Raw genomic sequence first — 25,675 nt, 5'->3', positions numbered from 1 at the left:
CCCGGCTCCCTCAATTGATCAGCAGCGCACAACCAGGCTGGAAATGAACTCACCCACTGAAAGGCTGCAGCAGCGCCCCGTCCGCACCCAGTACGAAGACTTCGTGCGCCATGTCCTGGCGCACGGCGTGCAAAAAAGCGACCGCACCGGCACCGGCACCACCAGCGTGTTCGGCCACCAGATGCGCTTCGACCTGAGCGAAGGCTTCCCGCTGGTCACCACCAAGAAGGTGCACTTGCGCTCCATCATCCAGGAGCTGCTGTGGTTCCTGACCGGCTCCAGCAACAACAACTGGCTGAAAGAGCGCGGCGTCAGCATCTGGGACGAATGGGCACGCGAAGACGGCAGCCTGGGCCCGGTCTATGGCGTGCAATGGCGCAGCTGGCCCACGCCCGATGGCGGCCACATCGACCAGATCGCGCAGGTGATCGACACGCTCAAGCAAAACCCCGATTCGCGCCGCATCATCGTCAGCGCCTGGAACGTGGCCGAGCTGGACAAGATGGCCCTCATGCCCTGCCACGCCTTCTTCCAGTTCTACGTGGCGCCGCCGCAGGCAGCAGGCGAGCGCGGCAAGCTCAGCTGCCAGCTCTATCAGCGCAGCGCAGACATCTTCCTGGGCGTGCCCTTCAACATCGCCAGCTACGCGCTGCTGACCCACATGGTGGCGCAGCAGTGCGACCTCGACGTGGGCGACTTCATCTGGACCGGCGGCGACTGCCACATCTACAGCAATCACCACGAGCAGGTGGCGCTACAGCTCTCGCGCGCGCCCTACCCCTACCCCACGCTGCACATCAAGCGCCGGCCGGACTCCATTCTTGGCTACGAGTACGAAGACTTCGAGGTCAGGGACTACGAATGCCACCCCGCCATCAAGGCGCCAGTGGCGGTATGAAGATCAACCTGATCTTCGCCCGCGCCGCCAACGGCGTGATCGGCAAGGACAATGCCATGCCCTGGCACCTGCCGGAGGACATGGCGCATTTCCGTGCGCTCACCCAAGGCCATCCGGTGATCATGGGCCGCCGCACCTGGGACTCGCTGCCGCCGCGCTTTCGGCCGCTGCCGGGGCGTAGCAACATCGTCATTACCCGTCAGGAAAATTTTGACGAAAAAGGCGCTAAGCCGGCATCCAGCCTGGGCCAGGCGCTACAGTTATGCGAGCAATCCGCCGAAGTGTGGGTGATTGGCGGCGCGCAGATCTACGCGCTGGCCCTGCCGCTGGCCGACCGGGTGGAAGTGACCGAGATCCATCAAGACTTCGAAGGCGATGCCCACGCCCCGACGCTGGGCCCCGAGTGGCAAGAAGCCGCACGCGAAGCGCATGTGGCCGCCAACGGCCTGCCCTTCAGCTTTGTGCGCTACGAGCGCCGGGCTCGTTAAGCGGCGCCAGCAAACCAGCCAGATCCTCTTGGCTGAACTTGGGCACCGCTTCCCCGTCGCTGCCCAAAACACCCTCGGCCAATAGCGCCTTGCGCGCCTGCAGCTCCAGCATGCGCTCTTCGATGCTGCCCTCTGCCACCAGCCGGTAGACAAACACCGGCCGTGTCTGGCCGATGCGGTGGGCGCGCGCCGTCGCCTGCTGCTCTACCGCCGGGTTCCACCAAGGATCGACATGCACCACCGTATCGGCCGCCGTCAGGTTGAGCCCCGTGCCGCCAGCTTTCAGGCTGGCCAGCAGCAAGGGCACCTCTCCATTCTGAAAGCGCTGCACCAGCGCGCCGCGCTGCGCCGGTGGCGTCTCGCCTGTCAGCGCCAGCCAGGGCAGGCCGAGCCGGTCCAGCTCGGCGCCGATCAGCGTGAGCATGGTGGTGAACTGCGAGAACACCAGCACGCGCCGGCCCTCCTCCACCAAGGCCGGCAGCATCTCGCACAAGCGCTCCATCTTGGCGCGCTCCATGCCCGGCGGCGTGGCGGTGCTGCGCAGCAGATGCGGGTCGCAGCAGACCTGGCGCAGCTTGAGCAGGGCATCCAGCACCGCGATCTGCGCGCCGGCAAAGCCGCTGCGCTGCAGAACGCGGCGCACCTGCTTGTCGGCCGCCACGCGCACGCTCTCGTACAGGTCGCGCTGCATGCCGAGCAGCGGCACGCGCTCTATGTTTTCGGTGAGCGGCGGCAGCTCGGTCGCCACCTCGTCCTTGCGGCGGCGCAGGATGAAGGGGCGCACCCGGCGCGCCAATAGTTCAGCACGCAAGGTCTCGCCGTTGACCTCGATCGGCTTGCGCCAGACACGCTGGAACTGCCGCGCATCGCCCAGAAAGCCCGGCATCAAGAAATCAAACTGCGCCCACAGCTCGCCCAGGTGGTTCTCCAGCGGAGTGCCGGTCAGGCATAGCCGGTGCCGCGCGCGCAGGCGGCGCAGGGCGCGGGCGCTGCGGGCGGCGGGGTTCTTCACGCTCTGCGCTTCGTCCAGCACCAGCAGGTGAAAGGCATGGGCGCGCAGCCGGTCCAGGTCGCGCCACAGCAGCGGGTAGGTGGTGATGACCAGATCGTGTTCAGGGATGCGCGCAAAGGCCTCCAGGCGCTCTTCGCCCTGCAGCGCCAGCACGCGCAGCGAGGGCGCCATGCGCGCGGCCTCGGCCTGCCAGTTGAAGACCAGCGAGGTCGGCACCACCACCAGCGCCGGCAGGTCGAGCCTGCCCGCATCGCGCTCGGCCAGCACATGGGCCAGCGCCTGCGCGGTCTTGCCCAGGCCCATGTCGTCGGCCAGGATGCCGCCCAGGTGCTGGGCGCGCAGGTACTGCAGCCAGGCCAGGCCTTGCAACTGGTAGGGCCGCAGCGTGATGGCCAGGCCGGGCGGCGGTGCCACCGGCGCGGGCGTGCCTGCCGCGCGCAGACGGCGCGCCAGCAGTTGCAGGCCTTCGTCACCCTGCAGTTGCCAGCGGCCTTGCGGGCCGGCGCGCGCGGCCTGGTCTGCTACCAGGCCCTGGTGCAGCGCGTCGAGCCGGTGCAGGTCCCAGCCGCCCAGCGCGATCGGCCCGGGCGCGCGGCGCGGGTCGGTCAGCAGATCCAGCATGGCGCCGACGATGGCCTTGAGCGGCGCGGCCGGCGCCTCGATGCGGCGGCCGCCGGGCGCGCGCAGCAGCACCGGCTCGGCGTCGTCCATGGCCCTCACCTGGCGTGCATCGCGCCAGCGCTTGTCGCGCCGCAGCAGGTCAGCCAGCAGCGGCGCCAGGTCCAGCGATTCGCCTTCTACCTCCACACCCAGCGTGAGCAGCCACGAGCCCTCGCGGCGCGACAGGCCTAGCGGCGCCACGGCAGGCGGGCGGCCGCGCATGGGCTCGGCGGGGGTTTTGCCGGCGATGTCGCCGGTGTCAGGGTCAAGAATCAGCCGCCACTGCGTGACTGGCACGCTCTCATGCGCAAAGCCGGGCCGCACCACCACGGCCCAGCCCTCGGCCTGCAGGGCCGGCAGGCGCTCGGCCCAGAAGTCGCCAAAGTCTTCTTCGCGCAGCAGCGACCAGAAGGGCCCGGCATGCGGCCGCGCGGCGTCTTCGCTGCGCCATTGCAAGGCGTCAACCGACACCGGGTGCAGGCCCAGGCCCCAAAGCGTGTCGCTGGCTAGGGCTTCGGCGGAGAGGTCGCGAGCAAAGGGCTGCTCAGCCTCGCCCGGCGCAGGCCGGGGCGCCAGGATGGAGGTGGGCGCAGGTGTTTCCCAATGCTGGCCGCCGGCTAGCGTATAGGTCCAGTCGATGCAGGCCAGCGTGACGCTGTCGCCACGCGGCCCGAAAGGGCCCTCCGGCCGCATGCCCAGCAACCCGTCGCCGCGGCCCAGGGTCTGCAGCGTGAGGCGTGGACGAAAGCGGGCCGCCGAGGGCAGGCTCACCTCTATTCGACGCGCAGCACCGAGTGCGGCTTGAAGCCCAGGTCCGCCGCCTTGCCCTTGCGGCCACGGTTGCCACGCGCGTTGTTGAGGCTGCGGATCTCCAGCGTCTCGTCGCGCGGCTTGGCGCCACGGCCTATGCCTTCGATGCGCACGCTGCGGGTGTAGGCCGCGGCGCCGGCCAGGGTGTCCTTGGGTTCCAGGTCGATCAGCATCAGGCCGCGACCACCCTTCTCCATGAGCTTCAGCTCGGTGATTTCGAAGGTCAGGATGCGGCCACCGGTGCTGGCGCAGGCCACGTGCGTGGCGGCGGCCAGCACGCTGCTGGGCAGCATGGCCAAGCTGGGGCGGCACAGGGTCTCGCCCTGGCCCAGGGAGACAAAGGTCTTGCCGCCCTTCTGGCGCGACACCATGTTCTCGACATTGGCAATAAAGCCATAGCCGCCCGAGCCTGCCAGCAGCAGCGCCGCACCGGTGGGCCCGGCAAAGTAGTGGGCGATCTGCGTGCCGGATTCGAGCTCGATCAGCGTGGTCACCGGCTGGCCGTCGCCGCGCGCATTGGGCAGCGCCGCCACCGGCAGCGAGTAGACGCGGCCATTGCTGCCAAACACCAGCAGCAGGTCGACCGTGCGGCATTCGAAGGTGCCGTAGAGCCCGTCGCCGGCCTTGAAGGCAAAGCCCGCAGCGTCATGCCCGTGGCCGCCGCGTGCGCGCACCCAGCCTTTTTCAGACACCACGACGGTGACGGGCTCATCGACCACGCGCACCTCGGCCACGGCGCGCTTGTCGGCCTGGATCAGGGTGCGGCGCGCGTCGGCAAACTGCTTGGCGTCGGCCTCGATCTCTTTGACCATGAGCCGGCGCAATGCGGCCGGGCTGCCCAGGATTTCTTCGAGCTTCTTCTGCTCTTCGCGCAGCGCGGCCAGCTCTTGCTCGATCTTGATGGCTTCCAGCCGCGCCAGTTGGCGCAGGCGGATTTCCAGGATGTCTTCGGCCTGCCGATCCGACAGGCGAAAGCGTTCGATCAGCGCCGCCTTGGGCTCGTCGGCCTGGCGGATGATGGCGATCACCTCGTCGATGTTGAGCAGCACGGTCTGCCGCCCTTCGAGGATGTGGGCGCGGTCCAGCACCTTGTCCAGGCGGTGCCGCGTGCGGCGCTGCACCGTCTGCTGGCGGAACTCGATCCACTCCAGCAGTATCTGCCGCAGCGACTTCTGCACCGGCCGGCCGTCCATGCCGATCATGGTCATGTTGATCGGCGCGGAGGTCTCCAGCGAGGTCTGCGCCAGCAGCGTGCCAATGAGGTCGGCCTGCGGCGTCTTGCTGGTCTTGGGCTCGAACACCAGGCGCACGGCCGCGTCCTTGCTGGACTCGTCGCGCACGCCATCGAGCACGCCCAGCAGGCTGGCCTTCAACTGCACCTGATCGGTAGAGAGCGCCTTCTTGCCGGCCTTGACCTTGGGGTTGGTCAGCTCCTCGATCTCTTCCAGCACGCGCTGCGAGCTGACGCCGGGCGGCAGCTCGGTGACGACCAGGTTCCACTGGCCGCGCGCCAGCTCTTCGATCTTCCAGCGCGCGCGCACCTTCAGGCTGCCACGGCCGCCACGATAGGCGTCGGCAATGTCCGAGGCACTGCTGATGATCTGGCCGCCGCCCGGGTAATCGGGGCCGGGCACCAGGGCAAACAGCTCTTCGTCCGGCATCTGCGGCGTCTTGATCAGCGCCACGCAGGCGTCGGCGATCTCGCGCAGGTTGTGGCTGGGGATTTCGGTGGCCAAACCCACGGCAATGCCCGATGCGCCATTGAGCAGCGTGAACGGCAGGCGCGCCGGCAACTGGCGCGGCTCTTCGGTGCTGCCGTCGTAGTTGGGGATGAAGTCGACCGTGCCCTGGTCGATTTCTTCCAGCAGCAGGCGCGTGATCTTGGCCAGGCGCGCCTCGGTGTAGCGCATGGCCGCGGCGCCATCGCCGTCGCGGCTGCCGAAGTTGCCCTGGCCGTCGATCAGCGGATAGCGCTGGCTGAAGTCCTGCGCCATGCGCACCAGCGCGTCATAGGCCGCCTGGTCGCCATGCGGGTGGAAGCGGCCCAGCACGTCACCGACCACGCGCGCGCTTTTGACCGGCCGCGCGCCATTGACGGCATTGGCGCCGCTGAAGCCCAGGCCCATGCGCTCCATCGAGTACAGGATGCGGCGCTGCACCGGCTTCTGGCCGTCGCAGACGTCGGGCAGGGCACGGCCCTTGACCACCGACAGCGCGTATTCCAGGTAGGCACGCTGGGCATAGGCCCCAAGGTTGGGAGATTCGTCGGGGTCGCTTTGGCGCGCGAGGTCGAGGGTGGCTTGGTCGCTCATCGGGAATGGGTCAAGGGGAAAGGTCGCCGTTGCGCAACGGCAGATCGTCGGAAGAGGCCCGGGCCTGCAGGCGGGATGGCGGGACGCTGCGCTGCGCGGCCTCCGGGGCCAGGCCCGGCAGTTCCATGCGCACGCGCTGCGGCGGGCCGCCGGTCGCGCGCAGGGGCACTGGCTGCAGCGCACGGTAGATCTGCATCACCGTCTTCACGTAGTTCTGGGTTTCGCGGAAGTTGGGAATGCGGTTGCCGGCGCGCTGCACCGCGCCCTCGCCCGCGTTGTAGGCGGCCAGCGCCAGTTCGGTCTGGCCGGGAAACAGGTCCAGCAGGTAGCGCAGGTAGCGCGCACCGGCGCCGATGTTGACCGACGGATCGGCCAGTTGCCGCGCCACTGGCGCCTGCGGCCGTGGTGCAACGCCATAGCGCTGGGCGGTGGCCGGCATGACCTGCATCAGGCCGACGGCGCCGCGCGGCGACACGGCCTGGGCGTTGAAGCCGGACTCGGTGACGATCAGCGCCTGCAGCAGCGCCAGGTCAATGTCGTGCTCTTCGGCGGCGGCGCGCAGGTAGCGGCGCACCGATTTATAGGACGGCGAAATGTCGAAGAAGGTCTGCAGCTTCTCCAGCGCGCCAGAGGCGGCCTCGACCGGCGCGGCCGCCAGGTCGCGGGTGTCATAGCTATCGCCAGCACGGAAGAACAGCTGGTAGCGCGGGTCCACCTGCTCGGCGGCGAAGTGGGCGGTGCCCGCCTCGTCCACAAAGCCCCACACATCCGCCCAGGTCGAATGCTGCAAAAAGCATAGCAATAAGCCGGCTAGCAGCCTGGGCTTGAGGCCTAAATGGCTTAAAAAGTGGGGTAATCTCGGCATGGCGGGCTCATTCACACCTTCTCAGATGTCGATCTCCACCGCATCGCCGTGCAGTTCCATCAGCTCGCGGCGCGCCGCGGCTTCCCCCTTGCCCATCAGCTTGGTGATGAGTTGCTCGGTCTGCAGGAAATCCATCGCCCCCAGCTGCACCGGCAGCAGCCGGCGGGTATCAGGGTTGAGCGTGGTTTCCCACAATTGTTCCGCGTTCATCTCGCCCAGCCCCTTGAAGCGGCTGATGGTCCAGGCGCCTTCCCGGACACCCTCCTTGCGCAGTTTGTCGAGCGTGGCGTTGAGCTCGCCCTCGTCCAGCGCGTAGACCTTGGCGGCCGGCTTCTTGCCACGCGCCGGCGCGTCGATGCGAAACAGCGGCGGCCGCGCAACATACACGTGGCCGGCGTCGATCAGCTTGGGGAAGTGGCGGAAGAACAGGGTCAGCAGCAGCACCTGGATGTGCGAGCCGTCCACGTCGGCGTCCGACAGGATGCAGACCTTGCCGTAGCGCAGGCCGGACAAATCAGGCGTGTCGTTCGGGCCGTGCGGATCGACGCCAATGGCCACGGCGATGTCGTGTATTTCGGTGTTGGCAAACAAACGGTCGCGCTCCACCTCCCAGGTGTTGAGCACCTTGCCGCGCAGCGGCAGGATGGCCTGGCTTTCCTTGTCGCGGCCCATCTTGGCGCTGCCGCCGGCGGAGTCGCCCTCGACCAAAAACACCTCGTTGTGGGCGGTGTCGCGGCTTTCGCAGTCGGTCAGTTTGCCGGGCAACACGGCCACGCCCGAGCCCTTGCGCTTCTCGACCTTCTGGCCGGCTTTTTGCCGCGTTTGCGCAGCCTTGATGGCCAGCTCGGCCAGCCGCTTGCCGTACTCGACGTGCTGGTGCAGCCACAGCTCCAGCGCCGGGCGCACAAAGCTGGACACCAGCCGCACCGCGTCGCGCGAGTTGAGCCGCTCTTTGATCTGGCCCTGGAACTGCGGGTCCAGCACCTTGGCGCTGAGCACATAGCTGGCACGGGCAAACACGTCTTCGGGCAGCAGCTTCACGCCCTTGGGCAGCAGCGCGTGCAGCTCGATGAAGCTCTTGACGGCGTTGAACAGGCCGTCGCGCAGGCCGCTTTCATGCGTGCCGCCGGCGCTGGTCGGGATCAGGTTGACATAGCTCTCGCGCACCGGCGCGCCGTCTTCGGTGAAGCCCACGCACCAGCTCGCGCCCTCGCCTTCGGCAAAGCTCTCGTGCTGGCGATCGGCAAAGCCCTCGCCTTCGAACAGCGGGATCACCGGATCGGCGTTGAGCGTCTGCATCAGGTAGTCGCGCAGGCCGCCCTTGTACTGCCAGCTCTGGGTGTCGCGGGTCTTCTCGTTGATCAACGAGACCGTGACACCCGGCATCAGCACCGCCTTGCTGCGCAGCAGATGCGTCAGTTCGCCCATGGGCAGCGCGGCAGATTCGAAGTACTTGGCGTCAGGCCAGACCCGCACCGAGGTGCCTTGCTTGCGGTCGCCTTCGCCCGAAGTGCGCGTGACCAGCGGCTCGATCACATCACCCGCGCTGAACACCAGGCGCGCGGCCTTGCCTTCGCGGTAAGAGGTGGCCTCCAGCCGCGTAGACAGCGCATTGGTGACCGACACGCCCACGCCATGCAGGCCGCCCGAGAAGCTATAGGCGCCGCCCGAGCCCTTGTCGAACTTGCCGCCGGCATGCAGGCGGGTAAAGACCAGCTCGATCACCGGCGCGTTTTCTTCCGGGTGCAGGCCGAAGGGAATGCCGCGGCCGTCGTCCTCGACGCTGACCGAGCCATCCGCGTGCAGCGTGACCTTGATTTTTTTGCCGTAGCCCGCCAGCGCCTCGTCGGCGGCGTTGTCGATCACCTCCTGCACGATGTGCAGGGGGTTGTCGGTGCGGGTGTACATGCCCGGACGTTGTTTGACCGGCTCCAGTCCCTTGAGGACGCGGATGGAGCTTTCCGAATAGACGGGAGGAGTTGCCATGGGTGCGGATTGTAGTGAGAAGATACTGGATGCTCATACAGCATCGTCAGGAACCGGTTGGCGGGGCCTCGGACGGAAACACCCGCGCACCCAGAAAATCGATGAAGGCACGCAGCTTGGGCGACGGGTAGCGGCCAGACGGCCAGAGCGCATGAAACGTGAGCGTGTGCGGCGCCAGGCTGTCATCCAGCACCGTGCGCAGCCGCCCTTGGGCCAGCTCCTCTCGCACCGCGAAGTCTGGCAAGCATGCAATGCCCAGGCCACGCAGCGCAAAGCACAGGCGGGTTTCGATGTTGTTGCAGATCATCGAGGTCGGCAGCTCCGGCATGGCCGCGCCGGCAACACCAGTCGCCGGGCGCAAGGGCCAGACTTCCAGCTTGCCGCTGTTTGGAAAGCGGTAGTGCAGACAGGCATGGCCGGCCAGATCGGCCGGCTGGGCAGGCGCGCCGCGTGCCGCCAGGTAGGCAGGGGACGCCACCAGCACCTGCGAGAAGCTCCCCAGGCGGCGCGCTGACAGTCGTGAATCGGCAGGCTCGCCGGTGCGCACCACGGCATCGAAACCTTCCTCGACCACGTCCACCAGCCGGTCGGTGAAATCCAGGTCAAGCTCGATCTCCGGGTAGGCCGCCATGAAATCGGCCAGCACCGGCAGCAATAGCGCGCTGACCAGCGGCAGGCTCACCCGCAGCCGGCCGCGTGGCGCGCCTGCCGTGTGCGACAGCTCCAGCTCGGCCGCCTCGATCTCGGCCAGCACCCGCCGGCTGCGCGCCAGGAACAGCGCGCCCTCTGCCGTGAGCGTGATGCTGCGCGTGCTGCGGTGAAACAGGCGCACGCCCAGCCGCTCTTCCAGCCGCGCCACGCGCTTGCCCACGGCCGAGGCCGACACGCCCAGCAGCCGCCCGGCCGCCACAAAGCTGCGCGTTTCCGCCACCTGCACAAAAACGGTGAATCCACTGAGGCTGTCCACGATGCGCTCCATTGCGGACATTGGCATCCGCAGAGACTGGAACTCTAACCCTCTTTTTCCGGAGTGGGATAGCTCCTATGGTTCCGGTCTGTGTCACTACTGCCTGGAATTTCCGTGTCTGCCCTGCCTATCTCCCCCGATCCGCTCGACCATCGCGTCGATGCGGCCCTGGACCTCGCCTTGGCCGAACAACGCCTGGTCGGCGCCGTCGTCCTCATTGCCCAGGACGGACAAACTGTCTACCAGCGTGCCGCAGGCTGGGCCGACCGCGAAGCCCAGCGTCCGATGCGTGAAGACGCGCTGTTCCGACTGGCCTCGGTGTCCAAGCCCATCGTCTCCACCGCCGCCCTGGTGCTGGTGGCGCAAGGCCGCTTGAGCCTGGACGACACTGTGCAGCGCTGGTTGCCCGACTTCCACCCCACCCTGCCCGACGGCGGCCCGGCGCAGATCAGCGTGCGCCAATTGCTGACCCACACCGCAGGCCTGGGCTACCGCTTTCTGGAGGCCGATGCCAACGGCCCCTACGCCCGCGCCGGTGTGTCGGACGGCATGGACCGCTCCGGCATCAGCCTGGCAGAGAACCTGCGCCGCATCGCCAGCGTGCCGCTGCTCTACGCACCCGGCAGCGCCTGGGGCTACTCCCTGGCAACCGATGTGCTGGGCGCCGTAATCGAGAGCGTGAGCGGCATGCCGCTGGCCCAGGCAGTGCACACGCTGGTAACCGAGCCCCTGGGCCTGCGCGATACCGGTTTTGCCGTGGCCGATGCGGCCCGGCTGGCCGTGCCCTACGTCAACGACGCCCCGGCGCCACGCCGTATGCCGGCGCAAGTGACGGTGCCCGCTTTCGAGGGCACCGTGGGCATCCGCTTCGAACCGGAGCGCGCCTTCGATACCGACGCCTTTGCTTCCGGCGGCGCCGGCATGGTCGGCAGCGCCGGCGATGTCCTGCGCCTGCTGGAAGCCTTGCGCGCCGGCGGCGCACCGTTGCTGCCCGCCGCGCTGGTAGACAGCATGGGCCACAACCACACCGGCGCCTTCGGCCCACCCGATGCGCCAGGCGCCGGCTTCGGTCTGGGCTTCTCGGTGCTGCACGACCCGCAGCCCACGGCCTCGCCAGAATCGCCCGGCACCTGGCGCTGGGGCGGCGCCTATGGTCACTCCTGGTTCGTCGACCGGGCGCGCGGCCTGAGCGTGGTCGCCTTCACCAACACCGTGTATGAGGGCATGTCAGGCCGCTTTGTCACCGACTTGCGGGATGCCGTCTATGGCCGATAACAGCCTTGCCATCCCCCGGGGCGCAGCTACCGTGCCCACGCCGACCCGGCTCCCGCTGGCCGGCCTGCTGGGCCTGGCGGCCGCGGGCTTCATCACCATCCTGACCGAGGCCCTGCCCGCCGGGCTATTGCCGCAGATGAGCCGCGACCTGGGCGTGTCTGAAGCGCTGGTCGGTCAGCTCGTCACCATGTATGCCCTGGGCTCGCTGCTGGCGGCCATTCCGCTGGTGGCGGCCACCCGCAGTTGGCGGCGGCGCCCGCTGCTGCTGATTGCGATTGGCGGCTTTGCCATCGTCAACAGCATCACGGCGTTCTCGCACCACTACGTGCTTACGCTGGGTGCGCGCTTCTTTGCGGGCGTGTTCGCCGGGCTGCTGTGGGCCCTGGTGGCCGGCCATGCGGCACGCATGGTGGCGCCGGCGCAGAGGGGCCGGGCCATTGCCGTGGCCATGCTCGGGACACCGCTGGCCTTGTCGCTGGGCATCCCGGCCGGTACCTTCCTGGCCACGGTGACAGGCTGGCGCAGCAGCTTCGGCATCATGTCGGTGCTGACCGTGCTGCTGCTGGGCTGGGTGCGCTGGAAGGTGCCGGACTTCCCCGGCCAGCCTGCCGGGCAGCAACTGGGGGTGCGCCGCGTATTCACGCTGCCGGGCGTGCGGCCGGTGCTGTTCGTGATGTTCGCCTTTGTGCTCGCGCACAACATCCTCTACACCTATATCGCACCCTTCCTGCTCCAGGCTGGCCTGGCAGATCGTGTCGATCTGGTGCTGCTGGTGTTTGGCGCGGCCTCGCTGCTGGGCATCTGGTTCACCGGCCATTGGATCGACCGCAGGCTGCGCCGGCTGGTGCTGGCCAGCACGGTGGCCTTTGGCCTGGCGGCCCTGGCACTGGGCCTGTGGAGCAGCACACCGGCCGTGATCTACGCCAGCATCGCCATCTGGGGGCTGGCCTTTGGCGGCTCGCCCACGCTGTTCCAGACCGCGTCGGCCCACGCCGCGGGCGATGCGGCAGACGTGGCCCAGTCCATGGTGGTCACGGCCTGGAACCTGGCGATTGCCGGCGGCGGCCTGGCCGGCGGCCTGCTGCTGGGCATGTTCGGTACGGACTCCTTCCCCTGGGCCTTGTGCGCCCTGCTGGCGGTGGCGTTGGGCGTGGCCTGGCACGCCCGTGGCCACGGCTTTCCGCCGCCGGGGCATTGATGCGCGGCGGGCATCGATGCCCGCTGTAAATGTCAGCAATCAAAGGGACTCCCCGCTGCCGCCGCGCAGCGCATCTGGCTACATTCAAGAGATGTCCGCCCCCGCCCAAGCTCTGTCCCTCAGCCGCGTCCTGCTTTGCGGCGCCGCCATCGTTACCCTGTCCATGGGCATACGCCACGGCTTCGGCCTGTGGCTGCAGCCGGTCACGCAGGAAATGGGCTGGACGCGGCAGACCTTCTCGTTCGCCATTGCCATCCAGAACATCGCCTGGGGTGTGTTCGGCATTTTTGCCGGCATGGTGGCCGACCGCTTTGGCGCGTTCCGGGTGCTGGTGGCGGGCGCGTTGCTGTATGCGCTGGGGCTGGCCGGCATGGCGCTGTCGCCCACACCGCTGATGTTTGCGCTGAGCGCAGGCGTCACCATCGGCGCGGCGCAGGCCGGCACCACCTATGCCGTGATCTACGGCATCCTGGGCCGGCAAATCCCGGCAGAAAAACGCTCCTGGGCCATGGGCGTGACGGCCGCGGCCGGCTCCTTTGGTCAGTTCCTGATGGTGCCGGTCGAGGGCCAACTGATCGCCCAGTTCGGCTGGCACCAGGCCTTGCTGGTGCTGGCGGCGCTGGTGCTGCTGGTCGTGCCACTGGCCATCGCGCTGCGCGAACCGGGGTTTTCCGGTGGCGGCACGCGGCCCGCGCGCGAGCAAACCATTGCCCAGGCGCTGGGCGAAGCCTTTCGCTACCCCAGCTTCCTGCTGCTGATGGCGGGTTACTTTGTCTGTGGCTTCCAGGTGGTGTTCATCGGCGTGCACATGCCCAGCTACCTGCGCGACCAGGGCCTGCCGCCGCAGGTGGCCAGCTATGCGCTGGCGCTGATCGGCCTGTTCAACGTGGTCGGCACCTATGTCGCGGGGACGCTCGGCCAGCGACTGGCCAAGCGCCACATCCTGTCCTTCATCTATGCGGCGCGGGCCGTGGTGATCACGGTCTTCCTGCTGGTGCCCATCACGCCGGCCAGCGTCTATGTGTTTGCGGCCGTCATGGGCACGCTGTGGCTGTCCACCATCCCGCCGACCAATGCGGCGATCGCGCAGATCTTCGGCATCCAGCATTTGTCCACGCTCAGCGGCTTCGTCTTCCTGTCGCACCAGGTCGGCTCCTTCCTGGGCGTGTGGCTGGGCGGGCTGCTCTATGACCGCACCGGCAGCTATGACGTGGTCTGGAAGATCTCGATCGCCCTGGGCGTGTTCGCCGCACTGGTGAACCTGCCGGTGCGCGAAGCGCCGATCCGCCGGCCAGTGGCGGGGCTTGCATGAAGCCGGCACAACGGATCGCCAGCTACGCAGCAGCACTCGCCGCGCTTGGCGCAGTCTTTGCGCTGTATGTCCAGCCCGACTTCCTGGTGCTGCTGGCAGATCGGCTGTGGGCATGCTTCTGAGTCCGGGGACCACGACGCCGTCTGACTGGATCCTGCGCTGGGCACACCTGGTGCCGCCCCGCGGCCCGGTGCTGGACGTGGCCTGCGGCAATGGCCGGCACCTGCGCTGGTTTCATGCACGAAATCACCCTGTAGCCGGCGTAGATATTAGGCAGGAAGCTATCGAAAGCGTAGCAAACCTGGGCGAGATGCTGCAGGCCGACATCGAGGCCGGCCCTTGGCCCTACGCCGGACGCCGCTTTGCCGGCGTGGTGGTCACGAACTACCTCTGGCGCCCCCTGCTGCCGGCCATCGTCGACTGCCTGGCACCAGACGGCGTGCTGCTGTACGAAACCTTCTCAGCCGGCAACGCCGCCTATGGCAAACCGTCGCGGCCCGACTTCCTGCTGCAACCCGGCGAACTGCTGCAGGCCTGCGCCGGCCTGCGCGTGGTGGCCTATGAAGACGGCTTTCTGCCACTGCCCTCGCCGCGCTGCGTGCAGCGCATTGCCGCAGTGCGCCTGAGCGACGACGCGCCGCCTGCGTTAGTGTGAGAACGTAAACACGTTCTGAGGAACGGAACCAAGCGGCCGCATCTTCAGTCCACTGCTACTTGTCCCTAGAACGTCCAGGCCCATGCCGACGCAGCCGACGGCTAAAATCCGCGATTACTCGACAGACAGGCACCCTCCCAGGACATGACCACCCCTACCGGCCCCATTACAGGCAGCATCGTCGCCCTCGTCACCCCCATGCACGAGGACGGCAGCGTGGATTACCCCACACTGCGCAAGCTGATCGACTGGCACATCGCAGAGGGCACGGACTGCATCGGCGTAGTCGGCACCACGGGTGAATCCCCCACGGTGGACGTGGAAGAGCACCGCGAGATCATCCGCGTCTCGGTCGAACAGGCCGCCGGGCGCGTGCCGATCATGGCCGGCTGTGGCGCCAATTCCACCAAGGAAGCCATCGAGCTGGCCAAGTACGCCAAGGGCGTGGGCGCCGACTGCCAGTTGCAGGTCGTGCCCTACTACAACAAGCCGACGCAAGAAGGCCAGTACCAGCACTTCAAGGCCATTGCCGAAGCCGTCGGCGATCTGCCCACCGTGCTTTACAACGTGCCTGGCCGCACCGTAGCCGATATGGCACATGACACCGTGCTGCGCCTGGCCCAGGTGCCCGGCATCGTCGGCATCAAGGAAGCCACCGGCAACATCGAGCGTGCGCAATGGCTGATCCGCGAAGTCCCCAAGGGCTTTGCCGTCTACTCGGGCGACGACCCGACCGCAGTGGCCTTGATGCTGTGCGGTGGTCAGGGCAATGTCAGCGTCACTGCCAACATCGCGCCACGCCTGATGCACGAGCTGTGCGTGGCCGCCATTGCCGGCGACGCGCGGCAGGCCTTGCAGATCCAGATGCAGTTGCTGCCGGTGCACAAGCACCTGTTTGTCGAGGCCAACCCCATCCCGCTCAAGTGGGTCATGGAGCGCATGGGCCTGTGTGGCGGGACCATGCGCCTGCCCATGACGCGCCTTGCCGCCGCCAATGAACCCGTGGTTGAGCAGGCGCTGCGCGCCAGTGGCCTGCTTTGATTCTCCGCACCGAAGCGCTCTCACCTTCACCCAACGCAAGGGATTTTTCCGTGACCCGCATTGCACCTGTCGCCCGCAACATTGGTTTGCTGGGCTTGGCCTTGGCCCTCTCGGCGTGCTCGGTACTCGAGAACGACAAGATCGACTACAAGAGCGCCACCCGCACCAACAAGTCCACCCTGGACGTGCCGCCTGACCTCACCCAACTCACACGCGACACGCGTTATGCGCTGCCCGCCGGAGCACCGGTCTCGGCCAGCGGCTTCGAGGCCGCGCAAGCAATCGCGGCGCCATCCAGCGGTGCCAATGCGGCAGCATCGAGCATCGGCGACGTGCGCATCGCGCGCGACGGCAATACCCGCTGGCTGGTGGTCGACCGCCCCGCGGACAAGCTGTGGGACCCGGTGCGCGACTTCTGGATGGAGAGCGGCTTCCTGCTCACCATCGACCAGTCCAACCTGGGCATCATGGAAACCGACTGGGCCGAGAACCGCGCCAAGCTGCCGCAGGACATCATCCGCAGCACGCTGGGCAAGCTGATCGACTCGGCCTACTCCACCGGCGAGCGCGACAAGTTCCGCACCCGGCTGGAGCGCACCAGCGACGGCAAGACCGAGATCTTCATCAGCCACCGCGGCATGCAAGAGGTCTACTCCGACAAGGTCCAGAAAGACCAGACCGTGTGGCAACCGCGCCCGGTCGACCCGGAGCTGGAGGCCGAATTCCTGCGGCGCCTGATGGTCAAGCTCGGCGGCGCCACCGAAGTGCAGTCCAAGCAATTGCTGGCCAGCGCCCCTGAAGTGCGCAGCACCGTGCGCGTAGCCAGTGACAACGGCGCGCCCGTGGTGCAGCTGGACGAGAACTTCGACCGCGCCTGGCGCCGTGTCGGCCTGACGCTGGACCGCACCGGCTTCACCGTCGAAGACCGCGACCGCAGCCAGGGCCTGTACTTCGTGCGCTACGTGGCACCCAATGCCGACAAGAAGGACCAGGGCTTCCTCGGCAAGATCTTCAACCGCAACCCCGACGCCTCCGCGCCGGTGAAGTACCGGATCTTTGTACGCGGCCAGGGCAACGCCACGACCGTACTGGTACAAGACACCAACGGTGCGCCCCAGGCCTCTGCCGATGCCAGCCGCATCGTGCAGGTCATCGCCGACGATCTGAAGTAGCGCTCCGGGCTGGGCGAACCCTTCGCCCAGCCTGCGCGTTACCCCATCAGACATGCTGCGCTTGCGCAACCTGGGCAGTGGCAGCTCAGGCAATGCGACCCTCATCGAGGGCCGCGGCGGCATCCACACCACACGACTGCTGGTGGACTGCGGCCTTGGCATTCGCCACCTCGGGCAGCGCCTGGGCGCCGCGGGGCTGGCGCCCGACGACCTCGACGCGATCTTCATCACGCACGAGCACGCCGACCACATCGGTTGCGCACAGGCGCTGGCGCTGCGCCACCGCATCCCGGTCTGGATGAGCCACGGCACCCATGTGGCGCTCGGCGCCCCTGACTTCGACGGCCTGCTGCAGATTGCCCACGACCTGCAGCCGATCGCCCTTGGCGCCATTGAGCTGCGCCCCTTCACCGTGCCCCATGACGCACGCGAGCCACTGCAGCTACGCTGCTCTGACGGAGCCTTGCACCTGGGCGTGCTGACCGATCTGGGCCATGCCAGCAGCCATGTGATTGAGCAATTGCAAGGCTGCCATGCGCTGATGCTTGAATCCAACCACGATCCGGAGCTGCTGGCGCAGTCGCGCTACCCGGAATTTCTCAAGCGCCGTGTTGGTGGCCGTTATGGCCACCTGGCCAATGCAGCAGCGGCTGCACTCGCACAGCGCCTGCAGCACCCTGGGCTGCGCTGGGTTGTGGCCGCCCACCTCAGTGAGCGCAACAACCGCCCGGAATTGGCCCGCGCCGGCCTGGCTGCGGCCCTGGGCTGGGAGCCGCAGCAAATCCATGTGGCCGACCCTGTGACCGGAACCGATTGGCTGGATATCCAATAAAAAAGCCACCTTGCGGTGGCTTTTTTACAAACGCTTGTAGCGCGCAGATTACTTCTTGGCGGCTTCTGCTGCAGCATCGGCAGCTTTCTTGGCAGCCTCGCTGGCGGAATCTGCGGCGCTGCTGGCCGCACTCGCCGCGTTGCTGGCTGCATCTGCAGCGGCGCCAGCAGCGGCACCTGCTGCATCCGCCGCTCCGGCAGGACCTGGGCCAAGAGACGCGCCAGGGACAGCCGGCGAAGGAGCGGCTGGAGCTGGTGCTTCAATCGGGGCTGGAGCCGGTACAGGCGCTGGCTCTTCCTTTTTACCGCAGGCAGCGAGGGCCACGGCAGAAACCAGAGTGGCGAGAACGAGCGAGTTCTTCATATCGAGATTCCTTTGGAATGGATAAAACTTGAAACTGCCGGCGTCGTGTACCGCGAACCTTGCCGCGAATATCACCGGTGCGTCGGCTCATTTTCTGCACTAACCAAAAATCGATTGTAGGGGTTCGTATCAATATCAGCCCGTGCCGAAACAGTCCATTTCAAATGGACATCCCGGCTTTTCCACACTGGGTTTGATTCGCCGTCATTCCTCATAAACCCAATATCGACGCGGGAAAAGCGCTGCTGCTGCGCAGCAAATGCCCTTCGATCGCTTCGCGCAGGCCCAGGCGCCGCTCGGGCTCCCGTCCGCAAACCGCCACACAACGCGCCGCGTCTACCCGGCGCATGACCCAATCGGGCGACCAGAATGCGCTGGGCAGGTCTGATACCGCCGCATGGCTGCGGCGGCAACTCACGATCGCATCCCATTGCCGGCGCCATTGCAGCAAACGCGGATGGCCCGTCTCCAGGCGGGCATAGCTCGCAGCCAGCAGCGTGATGCGCCGCCCCGGCCGGGACCAGCCCTGCAGCAACTCGACGGTAGCCGCCTCCCCCAGCCGCCAGTCGGCGAAGTCCGCGTCGACCAACACCAGCTCGGGCCAGCCCTGCTCCTGCGCCGCGCGCAAGCCATTGCGAACGGCATCCTGGAAAGCGACACGCCCCTCGATGCGGCCCTGCGGTAAGGCGAGCGTGGCCGGGCCGGCTGTCATGCGGGCTCTGCGGCCTCGTGCAACCAGCCGGCCTCACCCCAGGACGACAGCAGCTCACGCGCATCGACACTCGCCGCAGCCACCTCCGCGGCCGTCAGCCCGCGCGCATCGGCCAGGCGCTGCATCAGACGCGCATCGCGGCCCGCAGCACGGTAGCTCTCGCCGTTGATGAAGATGTGGCGCGGGTCGTAGAGCATGCGGGTACGCCGGTCCAACCGAACTGCCGCAGGCAGCACCAGTGCCGCGCCCTCATCGAACCAGACCTGCGGTTTGGGCTCGGTCAGGTATTCACCCAAGGCGCGCGGCAGGGCATCGCGGTCGCGCAGCAAATCCTCCAGCGCCGATCGGGCGAAGGCCTGCAGCGCCTCCGGCACCGCCCCCGGGGCCGCCACGGCGGGCTGGCCGGCATCGGCATACAGCCGCTCACTGGCATCGGCCGCGTCTTCGGCCAGTCGCTGCAGCAGTTCCTGCGCCAGCTCGTTCTCGCGCGGCGCGCGAAAGCCGATGGAGCAGGTCATGCATTCGCCCTCAGCCGTGCCGTCGTGGGCATAACGCGGTGGCAGGTACAGCATGTCGCCCGGCTCCAGCACAAATTCCTGCTCAGGCGTGAACTGGGCCAGGATCTTCAGCGGCACATCCTCCTGCAGCGTCAAATCCTTCTGCCGACCTATGCGCCAGCGGCGCCGGCCATGCGTCTGCAGCAGGAACACGTCATAGCTGTCGAAATGCGGCCCGACGCCCCCGCCATCGGTGGCGAAGCTGATCATCACATCGTCGAGCCGCGCATCCGGCACAAAGCGAAATTGCTGCAACAGGCGATGAGCGCCGGCGTGGTGCAGGTCCACGCCCTGCACCAGCAGCGTCCAGTCGGGCGCCGCCAGCGGCGGCAGAGCGCGGCGCGCCAGCGGGCCACTGCGCATCTGCCAGCGGCCGTTGGTGGCGCGGATCAGGCGCGACTCCACGTCATCGCGCGCCGCCAGCGCCAGCAACTCGGCCCGGGCAGGCAGCCATGCCTGCGGGTCGGGCACAGCCTGACGGATCAGCAGGGGCTTGCGCTGCCAATGGCGGCGCATGAAAAGATCAGGGCTGAGGCCGCCCAGCAGGGCCAGCGGCAAAGAGGTATCCATGGAATTGGGGCACAGCCGCGCGTGGCGGCAAGGGCAGAGTCGAACTGCGACAATTCTCGTATGGAAATCTCGGAACAATGCGTGGTCGCTCTGACCTGGAAACTCACCGACACCCTGGGCGAGGAACTTGACGTGCTGGACAGCCCCGTCGAATTTCTCGTGGGTGGCGACGATCTACTCAAGAAAATAGAGGATGCACTGCAAGGCCATGTGGTCGGCGATCAGCTCAAGCTGCATATCGAGCCGGAAGAGGCCTTTGGCGACTACAACGACAAGATGCTGTTCCTGGAGCCTCGGAGCAACTTCCCCGCTGAGCTGGAGGAAGGCCTGACCTTCGAAGGCAGCGCACTGCCGCCCGGCACCAACCCCGATGCGCCCCGCGACGCGCTCTATACGATCGCAGAGATCTACCCCGAACACATCGTGCTCGACGGCAACCACCCGCTGGCCGGCATCGCCATTCGCCTGGAGCTGAAGGTGGAAGGCGTGCGCGAAGCCACGGAGGAAGAAATCGGGCGCGGCACCGCCGGCACCGGCTTCTTCCGCGTGCAGCCGCAAGCGCCTGGCAACTCGACGCTGCACTAAATTTCATTCCAAACAAAAAGGGCTGCCACGGCAGCCCTTTTTTGATGGGTCGAGCCGATCAGAAGCGCTGGATCTGACCGTCCTGGATACGCACGCGATCGCCAATGCGCAGATCGCCCGGCGACGGCACATCGAAGGCCCGGCCACTGCCGTTGTCCAGTTGCACCGAGACCCGGTAGGTCTGGACGATGGGGCCGCGCTGATTGCCTTCAATCTGGTTGCCGGCAACCGCGCCGCCTACAGCGCCGATACCGGTGGCCAGCGCCCGTCCGCCACCGTGACCGATCTGGTTGCCCACCACGGCACCCAGCACGCCGCCAAGGAGAGCGCCAGCACCAGAAGGCGCCCGCGCCTGCTCCGACTGCATGACCTCGATATTGCTGATGCGGCCGTACTCCATATGAGACGGCCGCGGCTGTTGCTGCTGGTAGTAGGGCGCGGGTTGCGCCACAGGTGCCGGATAGGCGACCGGATACGGCGCTGGCCGGGCGTCATAGGGAACGGCGACGCAGGCCGTGAGAGATGCCACGGCAAGGGCGCCGAGGGCTATGGAAAGGCTGCGGGTAAGCTGGGCCATGCTGAACTCCTGTCCTGTATAGGTCGTGTACGGTCTTCGTCAGGTAGACCCGACACTCATCTGAAAAATTAGGCCGGTCCGCCCAACATCGCCCCATCGGGCAAGCGCCTGAGGGCACGTCGGATGTACAACGCACCGATAGTAGGAAACAGCCGACGCGCAGGCACGAAGACCGGGCAAATAAGCGTTACCAGGTGCGTCCTGGCCATCAGCCCCGGCCGGTCGAGCCGTAACCACCCTCGCCGCGTGGTGACACCGGGAACTCTTCCACCACCCGGAAACGCGCCTGCACCACCGGCACGATCACCAGTTGCGCGATGCGCTCCATCGGCGCAATGGTGAAGGCTGTGTCGCTGCGGTTCCAGGCGCTCAGCATCAATTGGCCCTGGTAGTCGCTGTCGATCAGGCCGACCAGATTGCCCAGCACGATGCCGTGCTTGTGACCCAGACCCGAGCGCGGCAGGATCAGTGCGGCGTAGGCCGGGTCGGCCAGGTGAATGGCGATGCCGGTCGGCACCAGTTGCCAGGCGTTGGGGGCCAGCTCCAATGGAGCGTCCAGGCAGGCACGCAGGTCGAGGCCAGCGCTACCGGGCGTGGCGTAGGCGGGCAATTGGTCCGCCATGCGCGGGTCGAGGATTTTTACGTCTAGTTCCATATTCAAGTCATCAGGCTGCCGCACCGATGCGGGCAGCAATCTCGGCCACCAACTGGCGCGCCAGCACCAGCTTGGAAGCTCGTTCGGTCGGCTGCGCACCCTGCGCATCGACCAACAGCAATTGGTTGTCGTCCTGGCCAAAAGCAGCCGGACCGATATTGCCGACCAGCAGCGGAATGCCCTTGCGCTCGCGCTTGGCCTTGGCATGGGCCGCCAGGTCGTGGCTCTCGGCAGCAAAACCGACGCAAAAGAGTTGGCCGCTGCGCGCCCGCTCGCTCTGGGCCAGGGTCTGCAGGATGTCGGTGTTCTCGACAAACTCCAGCACCGGCGTAGCGCCAGAGCCATCCTTCTTGATCTTCTGCGTGCTGGGCGCCGCAGGGCGCCAATCCGCCACCGCAGCAGTAGCGACAAAAACGGTAGCCACATCAGCGGCCGCCACCGTGGCATCGAGCATCTGGCGAGCCGACTGCACGTCGATGCGACGCACGCCGCGCGGCGTCGGCAACGCCACGGGGCCGGCCACCAAAGTCACCTCGGCGCCCGCCTCGCGCGCAGCACGGGCAACGGCAAAACCCATCTTGCCGGATGAATGGTTGGTGATGCCCCGGATCGGGTCGATGGCCTCAAAAGTGGGGCCTGCCGTGACCAGCACATGCTGGCCGGCCAGCCGCTTGGGCTGGAAGTGGGCGATCAGGTCTTCCAGCAGCTCGGCTGGCTCCAGCATGCGCCCGTCGCCGGTTTCGCCGCAGGCTTGCAGGCCATTGCCCACGCCCAGCACCACGGCGCCATCGGCCGCCAGTTGGGCCAGGTTGCGCTGCGTGGCCGGGTGCAGCCACATCTCGCGGTTCATGGCGGGCGCCACCAGCAGCGGTACGCTTGCCACGGGCCTTGCCAGGCACAGCAGGCTCAGCAATTCGTCGGAGCGGCCCTGCACCAGGCGGGTGATGAAGTCCGCGCTGCAGGGCGCGATCAGGATGGCGTCGGCCTCGCGCCCCAGGTTGATGTGGGGCATGTTGTTGGGCTCGCGCGCATCCCACTGCGAGCCATAGACCGGGCGCTGCGACAGCGCCTGCATGGTCACGGCGGTGATGAAATGCTCGGCCGCTTCGGTCATCACCACCTGCACCGTGGCGCCGGCTTTCACCAACAGGCGGCAGAGCTCGGCCGACTTGTAGCAGGCGATGCCGCCGGTCAGGCCGAGGACGATGTGTTTGCCGGAAAGGTCCATGCGCTGCGCCCGGAGAAGGGGGTAAACCAAGGGAGCGGGCAATGTAGCAGACCGTTGCAGCGGCCAGGACTGGTCTGGGCCGACCTCTATAATCTCGCTTTACCACCTCCCGGGAAGCAAGGCTCCCGACCCGACATGACCAAATTCGTCTTCGTCACCGGCGGTGTGGTGTCTTCCCTGGGCAAGGGAATCGCCTCAGCCTCCCTTGCCGCGATCCTCGAATCGCGGGGCCTCAAGGTCACGCTCATCAAGCTCGATCCCTACATCAATGTGGACCCGGGCACCATGTCTCCCTTCCAGCACGGCGAGGTGTTCGTCACCGACGACGGCGCCGAAACCGACCTGGACCTGGGCCACTATGAGCGTTTCGTCGAAACGCGCATGAAGCGCACCAACAACTTCACCACCGGCCGGATCTACCAGTCGGTGCTGGAGAAGGAGCGCCGCGGCGACTACCTGGGCAAGACCGTGCAGGTGATCCCGCACATCACCAACGAGATCCAGGAATACATCAAGCGCGGTGCGGGCTTTGACACGCCCGATGCAGTCGATGTCGCCATCGTCGAGATCGGCGGCACGGTGGGCGATATCGAATCATTGCCCTTCCTGGAAGCCGTGCGCCAGATGAGCCTGCGCATGGGCCCGAACAACACCGCCTTCGTGCACCTGACCTACGTGCCCTGGATTGCGGCTGCAGGCGAGCTCAAGACCAAGCCCACCCAGCACACGGTGCAGAAGCTGCGCGAGATCGGCATCCAGGCCGACGCCCTGCTGTGCCGCGCCGACCGCCGCATTCCCGAAGACGAGCGCGCCAAGATCTCGCTCTTCACCAACGTGCCCGAGTGGGGCGTGATCTCGATGTGGGACGTGGACACCATCTACAAGGTGCCACGCATGCTGCACGAGCAAGGCCTGGACGGCCTGATCTGCGACAAGCTGCGCCTGAACACCCCGCCGACCAGCCTCAAGCGCTGGGACGACCTGGTGTATGAAACCGCGCATCCGCAGCACGAGGTGACCATCGCCATGGTTGGCAAGTATGTCGACCTGTCGGACAGCTACAAGTCGCTGAACGAGGCGCTGCGCCATGCCGGCATGAAGAACCACGCACGGGTGAAGATCGAGTACGTCGACTCCGAAACCATCGCGCCCGACAACGTCGCGCGCCTGGCCCAGTACGACGCCATCCTGGTGCCCGGCGGCTTTGGCAAGCGCGGCGTGGAAGGCAAGATCTGCGCGGCCCGCTTTGCCCGCGAGCACAAGCTGCCCTACCTGGGCATCTGCCTGGGCATGCAGGTGGCCACCATCGAATACGCGCGCCATGTGGCCGGCCTGAAGGACGCCAACAGCACCGAGTTCGAACCGGCAACACCCTGCCCCGTGATCGCCCTGATCACCGAGTGGAAGGACGCCGACGGCACGATCAAGACGCGCACGGCCAGCTCTGACCTCGGCGGCACCATGCGCCTGGGTGCGCAAAGCTCCGACGTGGCCCCCGACACGCTGGCGCACGAGATCTACGGCGACGTGGTGACCGAGCGCCATCGCCACCGCTACGAAGCCAACGTGAACTACCTGGACCAACTGCGCCAGGCTGGTTTGGTGATCTCTGCCCTGACGCAGCGCGAGCAACTGACCGAGATCGTCGAGCTGCCGCGCGCGGTGCACCCCTGGTACATCGGCGTGCAGTTCCACCCCGAATTCAAGTCCACGCCCTGGGATGGGCACCCGCTGTTCAATGCCTTTGTGAAGGCGGCTCTGCAGCATCAGGGCGCGGACAAGAAGGCTCTAAAGGTCGTTGCATGAAGCTTTGCGGATTCGACATCGGGCTCAACCAGCCCTTCTTCCTGATCGCCGGGCCCTGCGTGATCGAGTCCGAGCAATTGCAGATGGACACGGCCGGCACGCTGAAGGAAATCACGACGGCGCTCGGCATCCCCTTCATCTTCAAGAGCAGCTTTGACAAGGCCAACCGTTCCTCGGGCACCAGCTTTCGCGGCCCGGGCCGCGAGAAGGGCCTGGAGATCCTGGCCAAGATCAAGCGCGAGCTGGGCCTGCCGGTGCTGACCGACGTGCACACCGAGGACGACATCACCGAGGCCGCCAAGGTGGTCGACGTGCTGCAGACGCCCGCCTTCCTGTGCCGCCAGACCGACTTCATCCGCGCCGTGGCGCAGTCGGGCAAACCGGTCAACATCAAGAAGGGCCAGTTCCTTGCGCCGCACGACATGAAGAACGTGATCGACAAGGCCCGCGCCGCCGCCAAGGAGGCCGGCCTGCCCGAGGACAGCTTCATGGCCTGCGAGCGTGGTGCGAGCTTTGGCTACAACAACCTGGTGTCGGACATGCGCAGCCTGGCGATCATGCGCGAGACCGGTGCCCCGGTGGTGTTCGACGCCACCCACTCCGTGCAATTGCCCGGCGGCCAGGGCACCAGCTCGGGCGGCCAGCGCGAGATGGTGCCGGTGCTGGCACGCGCGGCCGTGGCGGTGGGCGTGGCTGGCCTGTTCATGGAAACCCATCCCGATCCGGCCAAGGCCTTGTCGGACGGCCCCAACGCAGTGCCGCTCAAGCACATGAAGGCGCTGCTGGAAACGCTGGTGGCGCTGGACGACATCACCAAGAAAAACGGTTTTCTCGAAGAGAGTTTTGCAGCATGAGCGGCTACATCATTGCCTACGTCGAAGTCACCAACCCGGTGCAGTACGAGGACTACAAGAAGTGGTCCAGCGAAGCCATGCGCGTGCACGGTGCCGAGGTCTGCATCCGTGGCGGCCAGGTCGAGGTGATCGAGGGCGACTGGTCGCCCTCCCGCGTCGTCCTGCTGAAGTTTCCGAGCTTCGAGGCCGCCAAGGCCTTCAGTGCCTCCCCTGAATACGAAAAGGCGCGCGCGTCGCGCCAGGGCGCAGCGATCATGCGCATGATCGCCGTCGAAGGCTTCTGAC

General features: G+C 67.0%; 25 protein-coding genes. 14 read left to right on the top strand and 11 right to left on the bottom strand.

Going from position 1 to position 25,675, the window contains the following annotated elements; all coding sequences use genetic code 11:
• Positions 1–43 precede the first annotated feature (43 nt).
• The gene (locus tag AAFF27_10800) at positions 44–898 is read left to right on the top strand and encodes a thymidylate synthase (protein XAH25645.1); all 855 of its coding nucleotides are present in this window, start codon (positions 44–46) and stop codon (positions 896–898) included.
• Complete coding sequence (locus AAFF27_10795) at positions 895–1,386, top strand: dihydrofolate reductase (GenBank protein XAH25644.1); 492 nt, start codon at positions 895–897, stop codon at positions 1,384–1,386. Before AAFF27_10800 ends, AAFF27_10795 begins: the two co-directional genes overlap by 4 nt.
• Here the strand turns inward: AAFF27_10795 and AAFF27_10790 are convergent.
• The 5 genes from AAFF27_10790 to AAFF27_10770 form a co-directional block, all read right to left on the bottom strand.
• Positions 1,352–3,829: a DEAD/DEAH box helicase gene (locus tag AAFF27_10790; GenBank protein XAH25643.1), complete on the bottom strand. Its 2,478-nt coding sequence runs from the start codon at positions 3,827–3,829 to the stop codon at positions 1,352–1,354. The two genes, AAFF27_10795 and AAFF27_10790, sit on opposite strands and share 35 nt — an antisense overlap.
• A gap of 2 nt (positions 3,830–3,831) precedes the next feature.
• Positions 3,832–6,180 (bottom strand): DNA topoisomerase IV subunit A, encoded by a 2,349-nt coding sequence (gene parC, locus AAFF27_10785; GenBank protein ID XAH25642.1) that lies wholly within the window; start codon positions 6,178–6,180, stop codon positions 3,832–3,834.
• A 10-nt stretch (positions 6,181–6,190) separates the two neighbouring features.
• Positions 6,191–6,970 carry a lytic transglycosylase domain-containing protein gene (locus AAFF27_10780; GenBank protein ID XAH25641.1) on the bottom strand — a complete coding sequence of 260 codons (780 nt, stop codon included), beginning with the start codon at positions 6,968–6,970 and terminating at the stop codon, positions 6,191–6,193.
• A gap of 96 nt (positions 6,971–7,066) precedes the next feature.
• Positions 7,067–9,031: a DNA topoisomerase IV subunit B gene (locus tag AAFF27_10775; GenBank protein XAH25640.1), complete on the bottom strand. Its 1,965-nt coding sequence runs from the start codon at positions 9,029–9,031 to the stop codon at positions 7,067–7,069.
• A gap of 46 nt (positions 9,032–9,077) precedes the next feature.
• Positions 9,078–9,998: a LysR family transcriptional regulator gene (locus tag AAFF27_10770; protein XAH25639.1), complete on the bottom strand. Its 921-nt coding sequence runs from the start codon at positions 9,996–9,998 to the stop codon at positions 9,078–9,080.
• A 129-nt stretch (positions 9,999–10,127) separates the two neighbouring features.
• Between AAFF27_10770 and AAFF27_10765 the strand changes: the two genes are divergently transcribed.
• The 8 genes from AAFF27_10765 (at position 10,128) to AAFF27_10730 (ending at position 17,483) form a co-directional block, all read left to right on the top strand.
• Positions 10,128–11,273: a serine hydrolase domain-containing protein gene (locus tag AAFF27_10765; protein XAH26206.1), complete on the top strand. Its 1,146-nt coding sequence runs from the start codon at positions 10,128–10,130 to the stop codon at positions 11,271–11,273.
• Positions 11,263–12,471, top strand: a complete 1,209-nt coding sequence (locus AAFF27_10760; GenBank protein XAH25638.1) for an MFS transporter — start codon at positions 11,263–11,265, stop codon at positions 12,469–12,471. Before AAFF27_10765 ends, AAFF27_10760 begins: the two co-directional genes overlap by 11 nt.
• Before the next feature lie 91 nt (positions 12,472–12,562).
• Entirely contained in the window at positions 12,563–13,783 is a 1,221-nt protein-coding gene (locus AAFF27_10755; protein XAH25637.1) for an MFS transporter, read from the top strand.
• Positions 13,780–13,905 (top strand): hypothetical protein, encoded by a 126-nt coding sequence (locus AAFF27_10750; protein ID XAH25636.1) that lies wholly within the window; start codon positions 13,780–13,782, stop codon positions 13,903–13,905. The genes AAFF27_10755 and AAFF27_10750 overlap by 4 nt, the downstream gene beginning before the upstream one ends.
• Entirely contained in the window at positions 13,896–14,438 is a 543-nt protein-coding gene (locus AAFF27_10745) for a methyltransferase domain-containing protein (protein ID XAH25635.1), read from the top strand. The genes AAFF27_10750 and AAFF27_10745 overlap by 10 nt, the downstream gene beginning before the upstream one ends.
• Before the next feature lie 144 nt (positions 14,439–14,582).
• A complete protein-coding gene (gene dapA / locus AAFF27_10740; protein ID XAH25634.1) occupies positions 14,583–15,479 on the top strand; it encodes a 4-hydroxy-tetrahydrodipicolinate synthase in 897 nt (298 codons plus the stop codon).
• A 59-nt stretch (positions 15,480–15,538) separates the two neighbouring features.
• Positions 15,539–16,651, top strand: a complete 1,113-nt coding sequence (bamC, locus tag AAFF27_10735; protein XAH26205.1) for an outer membrane protein assembly factor BamC — start codon at positions 15,539–15,541, stop codon at positions 16,649–16,651.
• Between the two features lie 52 nt (positions 16,652–16,703).
• Entirely contained in the window at positions 16,704–17,483 is a 780-nt protein-coding gene (locus AAFF27_10730) for an MBL fold metallo-hydrolase (protein ID XAH25633.1), read from the top strand.
• Between the two features lie 48 nt (positions 17,484–17,531).
• Here AAFF27_10730 and AAFF27_10725 read toward each other — a convergent pair whose 3' ends face one another.
• The 3 genes from AAFF27_10725 to AAFF27_10715 form a co-directional block, all read right to left on the bottom strand.
• Positions 17,532–17,846, bottom strand: a complete 315-nt coding sequence (locus AAFF27_10725) for a hypothetical protein (protein ID XAH26204.1) — start codon at positions 17,844–17,846, stop codon at positions 17,532–17,534.
• 211 nt (positions 17,847–18,057) lie between these two features.
• Positions 18,058–18,558 carry a hypothetical protein gene (locus tag AAFF27_10720; protein ID XAH25632.1) on the bottom strand — a complete coding sequence of 167 codons (501 nt, stop codon included), beginning with the start codon at positions 18,556–18,558 and terminating at the stop codon, positions 18,058–18,060.
• Positions 18,555–19,685: a cupin domain-containing protein gene (locus AAFF27_10715; GenBank protein XAH25631.1), complete on the bottom strand. Its 1,131-nt coding sequence runs from the start codon at positions 19,683–19,685 to the stop codon at positions 18,555–18,557. Before AAFF27_10715 ends, AAFF27_10720 begins: the two co-directional genes overlap by 4 nt.
• A gap of 60 nt (positions 19,686–19,745) precedes the next feature.
• On the opposite strand from AAFF27_10715, the gene AAFF27_10710 reads away from it, so the two are divergent.
• Positions 19,746–20,270, top strand: a complete 525-nt coding sequence (locus tag AAFF27_10710; GenBank protein ID XAH25630.1) for an FKBP-type peptidyl-prolyl cis-trans isomerase — start codon at positions 19,746–19,748, stop codon at positions 20,268–20,270.
• 58 nt (positions 20,271–20,328) lie between these two features.
• Here the strand turns inward: AAFF27_10710 and AAFF27_10705 are convergent, their stop codons facing one another.
• From AAFF27_10705 to coaBC, 3 genes are all read right to left on the bottom strand, one after another.
• A complete protein-coding gene (locus tag AAFF27_10705) occupies positions 20,329–20,847 on the bottom strand; it encodes a glycine zipper 2TM domain-containing protein (protein XAH25629.1) in 519 nt (172 codons plus the stop codon).
• Positions 20,848–21,055: 208 nt separating this feature from the next.
• Complete coding sequence (dut, locus tag AAFF27_10700; protein XAH25628.1) at positions 21,056–21,502, bottom strand: dUTP diphosphatase; 447 nt, start codon at positions 21,500–21,502, stop codon at positions 21,056–21,058.
• A 10-nt stretch (positions 21,503–21,512) separates the two neighbouring features.
• Positions 21,513–22,730 carry a bifunctional phosphopantothenoylcysteine decarboxylase/phosphopantothenate--cysteine ligase CoaBC gene (gene coaBC, locus AAFF27_10695; GenBank protein XAH25627.1) on the bottom strand — a complete coding sequence of 406 codons (1,218 nt, stop codon included), beginning with the start codon at positions 22,728–22,730 and terminating at the stop codon, positions 21,513–21,515.
• A gap of 135 nt (positions 22,731–22,865) precedes the next feature.
• Here coaBC and AAFF27_10690 point away from each other — a divergent pair, with 135 nt between their 5' ends.
• Genes AAFF27_10690 through AAFF27_10680 form a run of 3 tightly spaced genes read left to right on the top strand, consistent with a single transcriptional unit; the run spans position 22,866 to position 25,674 of the window.
• Positions 22,866–24,536, top strand: a complete 1,671-nt coding sequence (locus AAFF27_10690) for a CTP synthase (GenBank protein ID XAH25626.1) — start codon at positions 22,866–22,868, stop codon at positions 24,534–24,536.
• A complete protein-coding gene (gene kdsA, locus AAFF27_10685) occupies positions 24,533–25,390 on the top strand; it encodes a 3-deoxy-8-phosphooctulonate synthase (protein ID XAH25625.1) in 858 nt (285 codons plus the stop codon). The genes AAFF27_10690 and kdsA overlap by 4 nt, the downstream gene beginning before the upstream one ends.
• Entirely contained in the window at positions 25,387–25,674 is a 288-nt protein-coding gene (locus AAFF27_10680; protein XAH25624.1) for a DUF1330 domain-containing protein, read from the top strand. The genes kdsA and AAFF27_10680 overlap by 4 nt, the downstream gene beginning before the upstream one ends.
• The last annotated feature ends 1 nt before the right edge of the window (position 25,675 follow it).

The sequence above is a fragment of the Xylophilus sp. GW821-FHT01B05 genome (assembly GCA_038961845.1).
Taxonomy (GTDB): domain Bacteria; phylum Pseudomonadota; class Gammaproteobacteria; order Burkholderiales; family Burkholderiaceae_C; genus Xylophilus.
The sequence above is the reverse complement of the archived record's forward strand: the minus strand, read 5'-3'. Positions and strand labels throughout refer to the sequence as shown.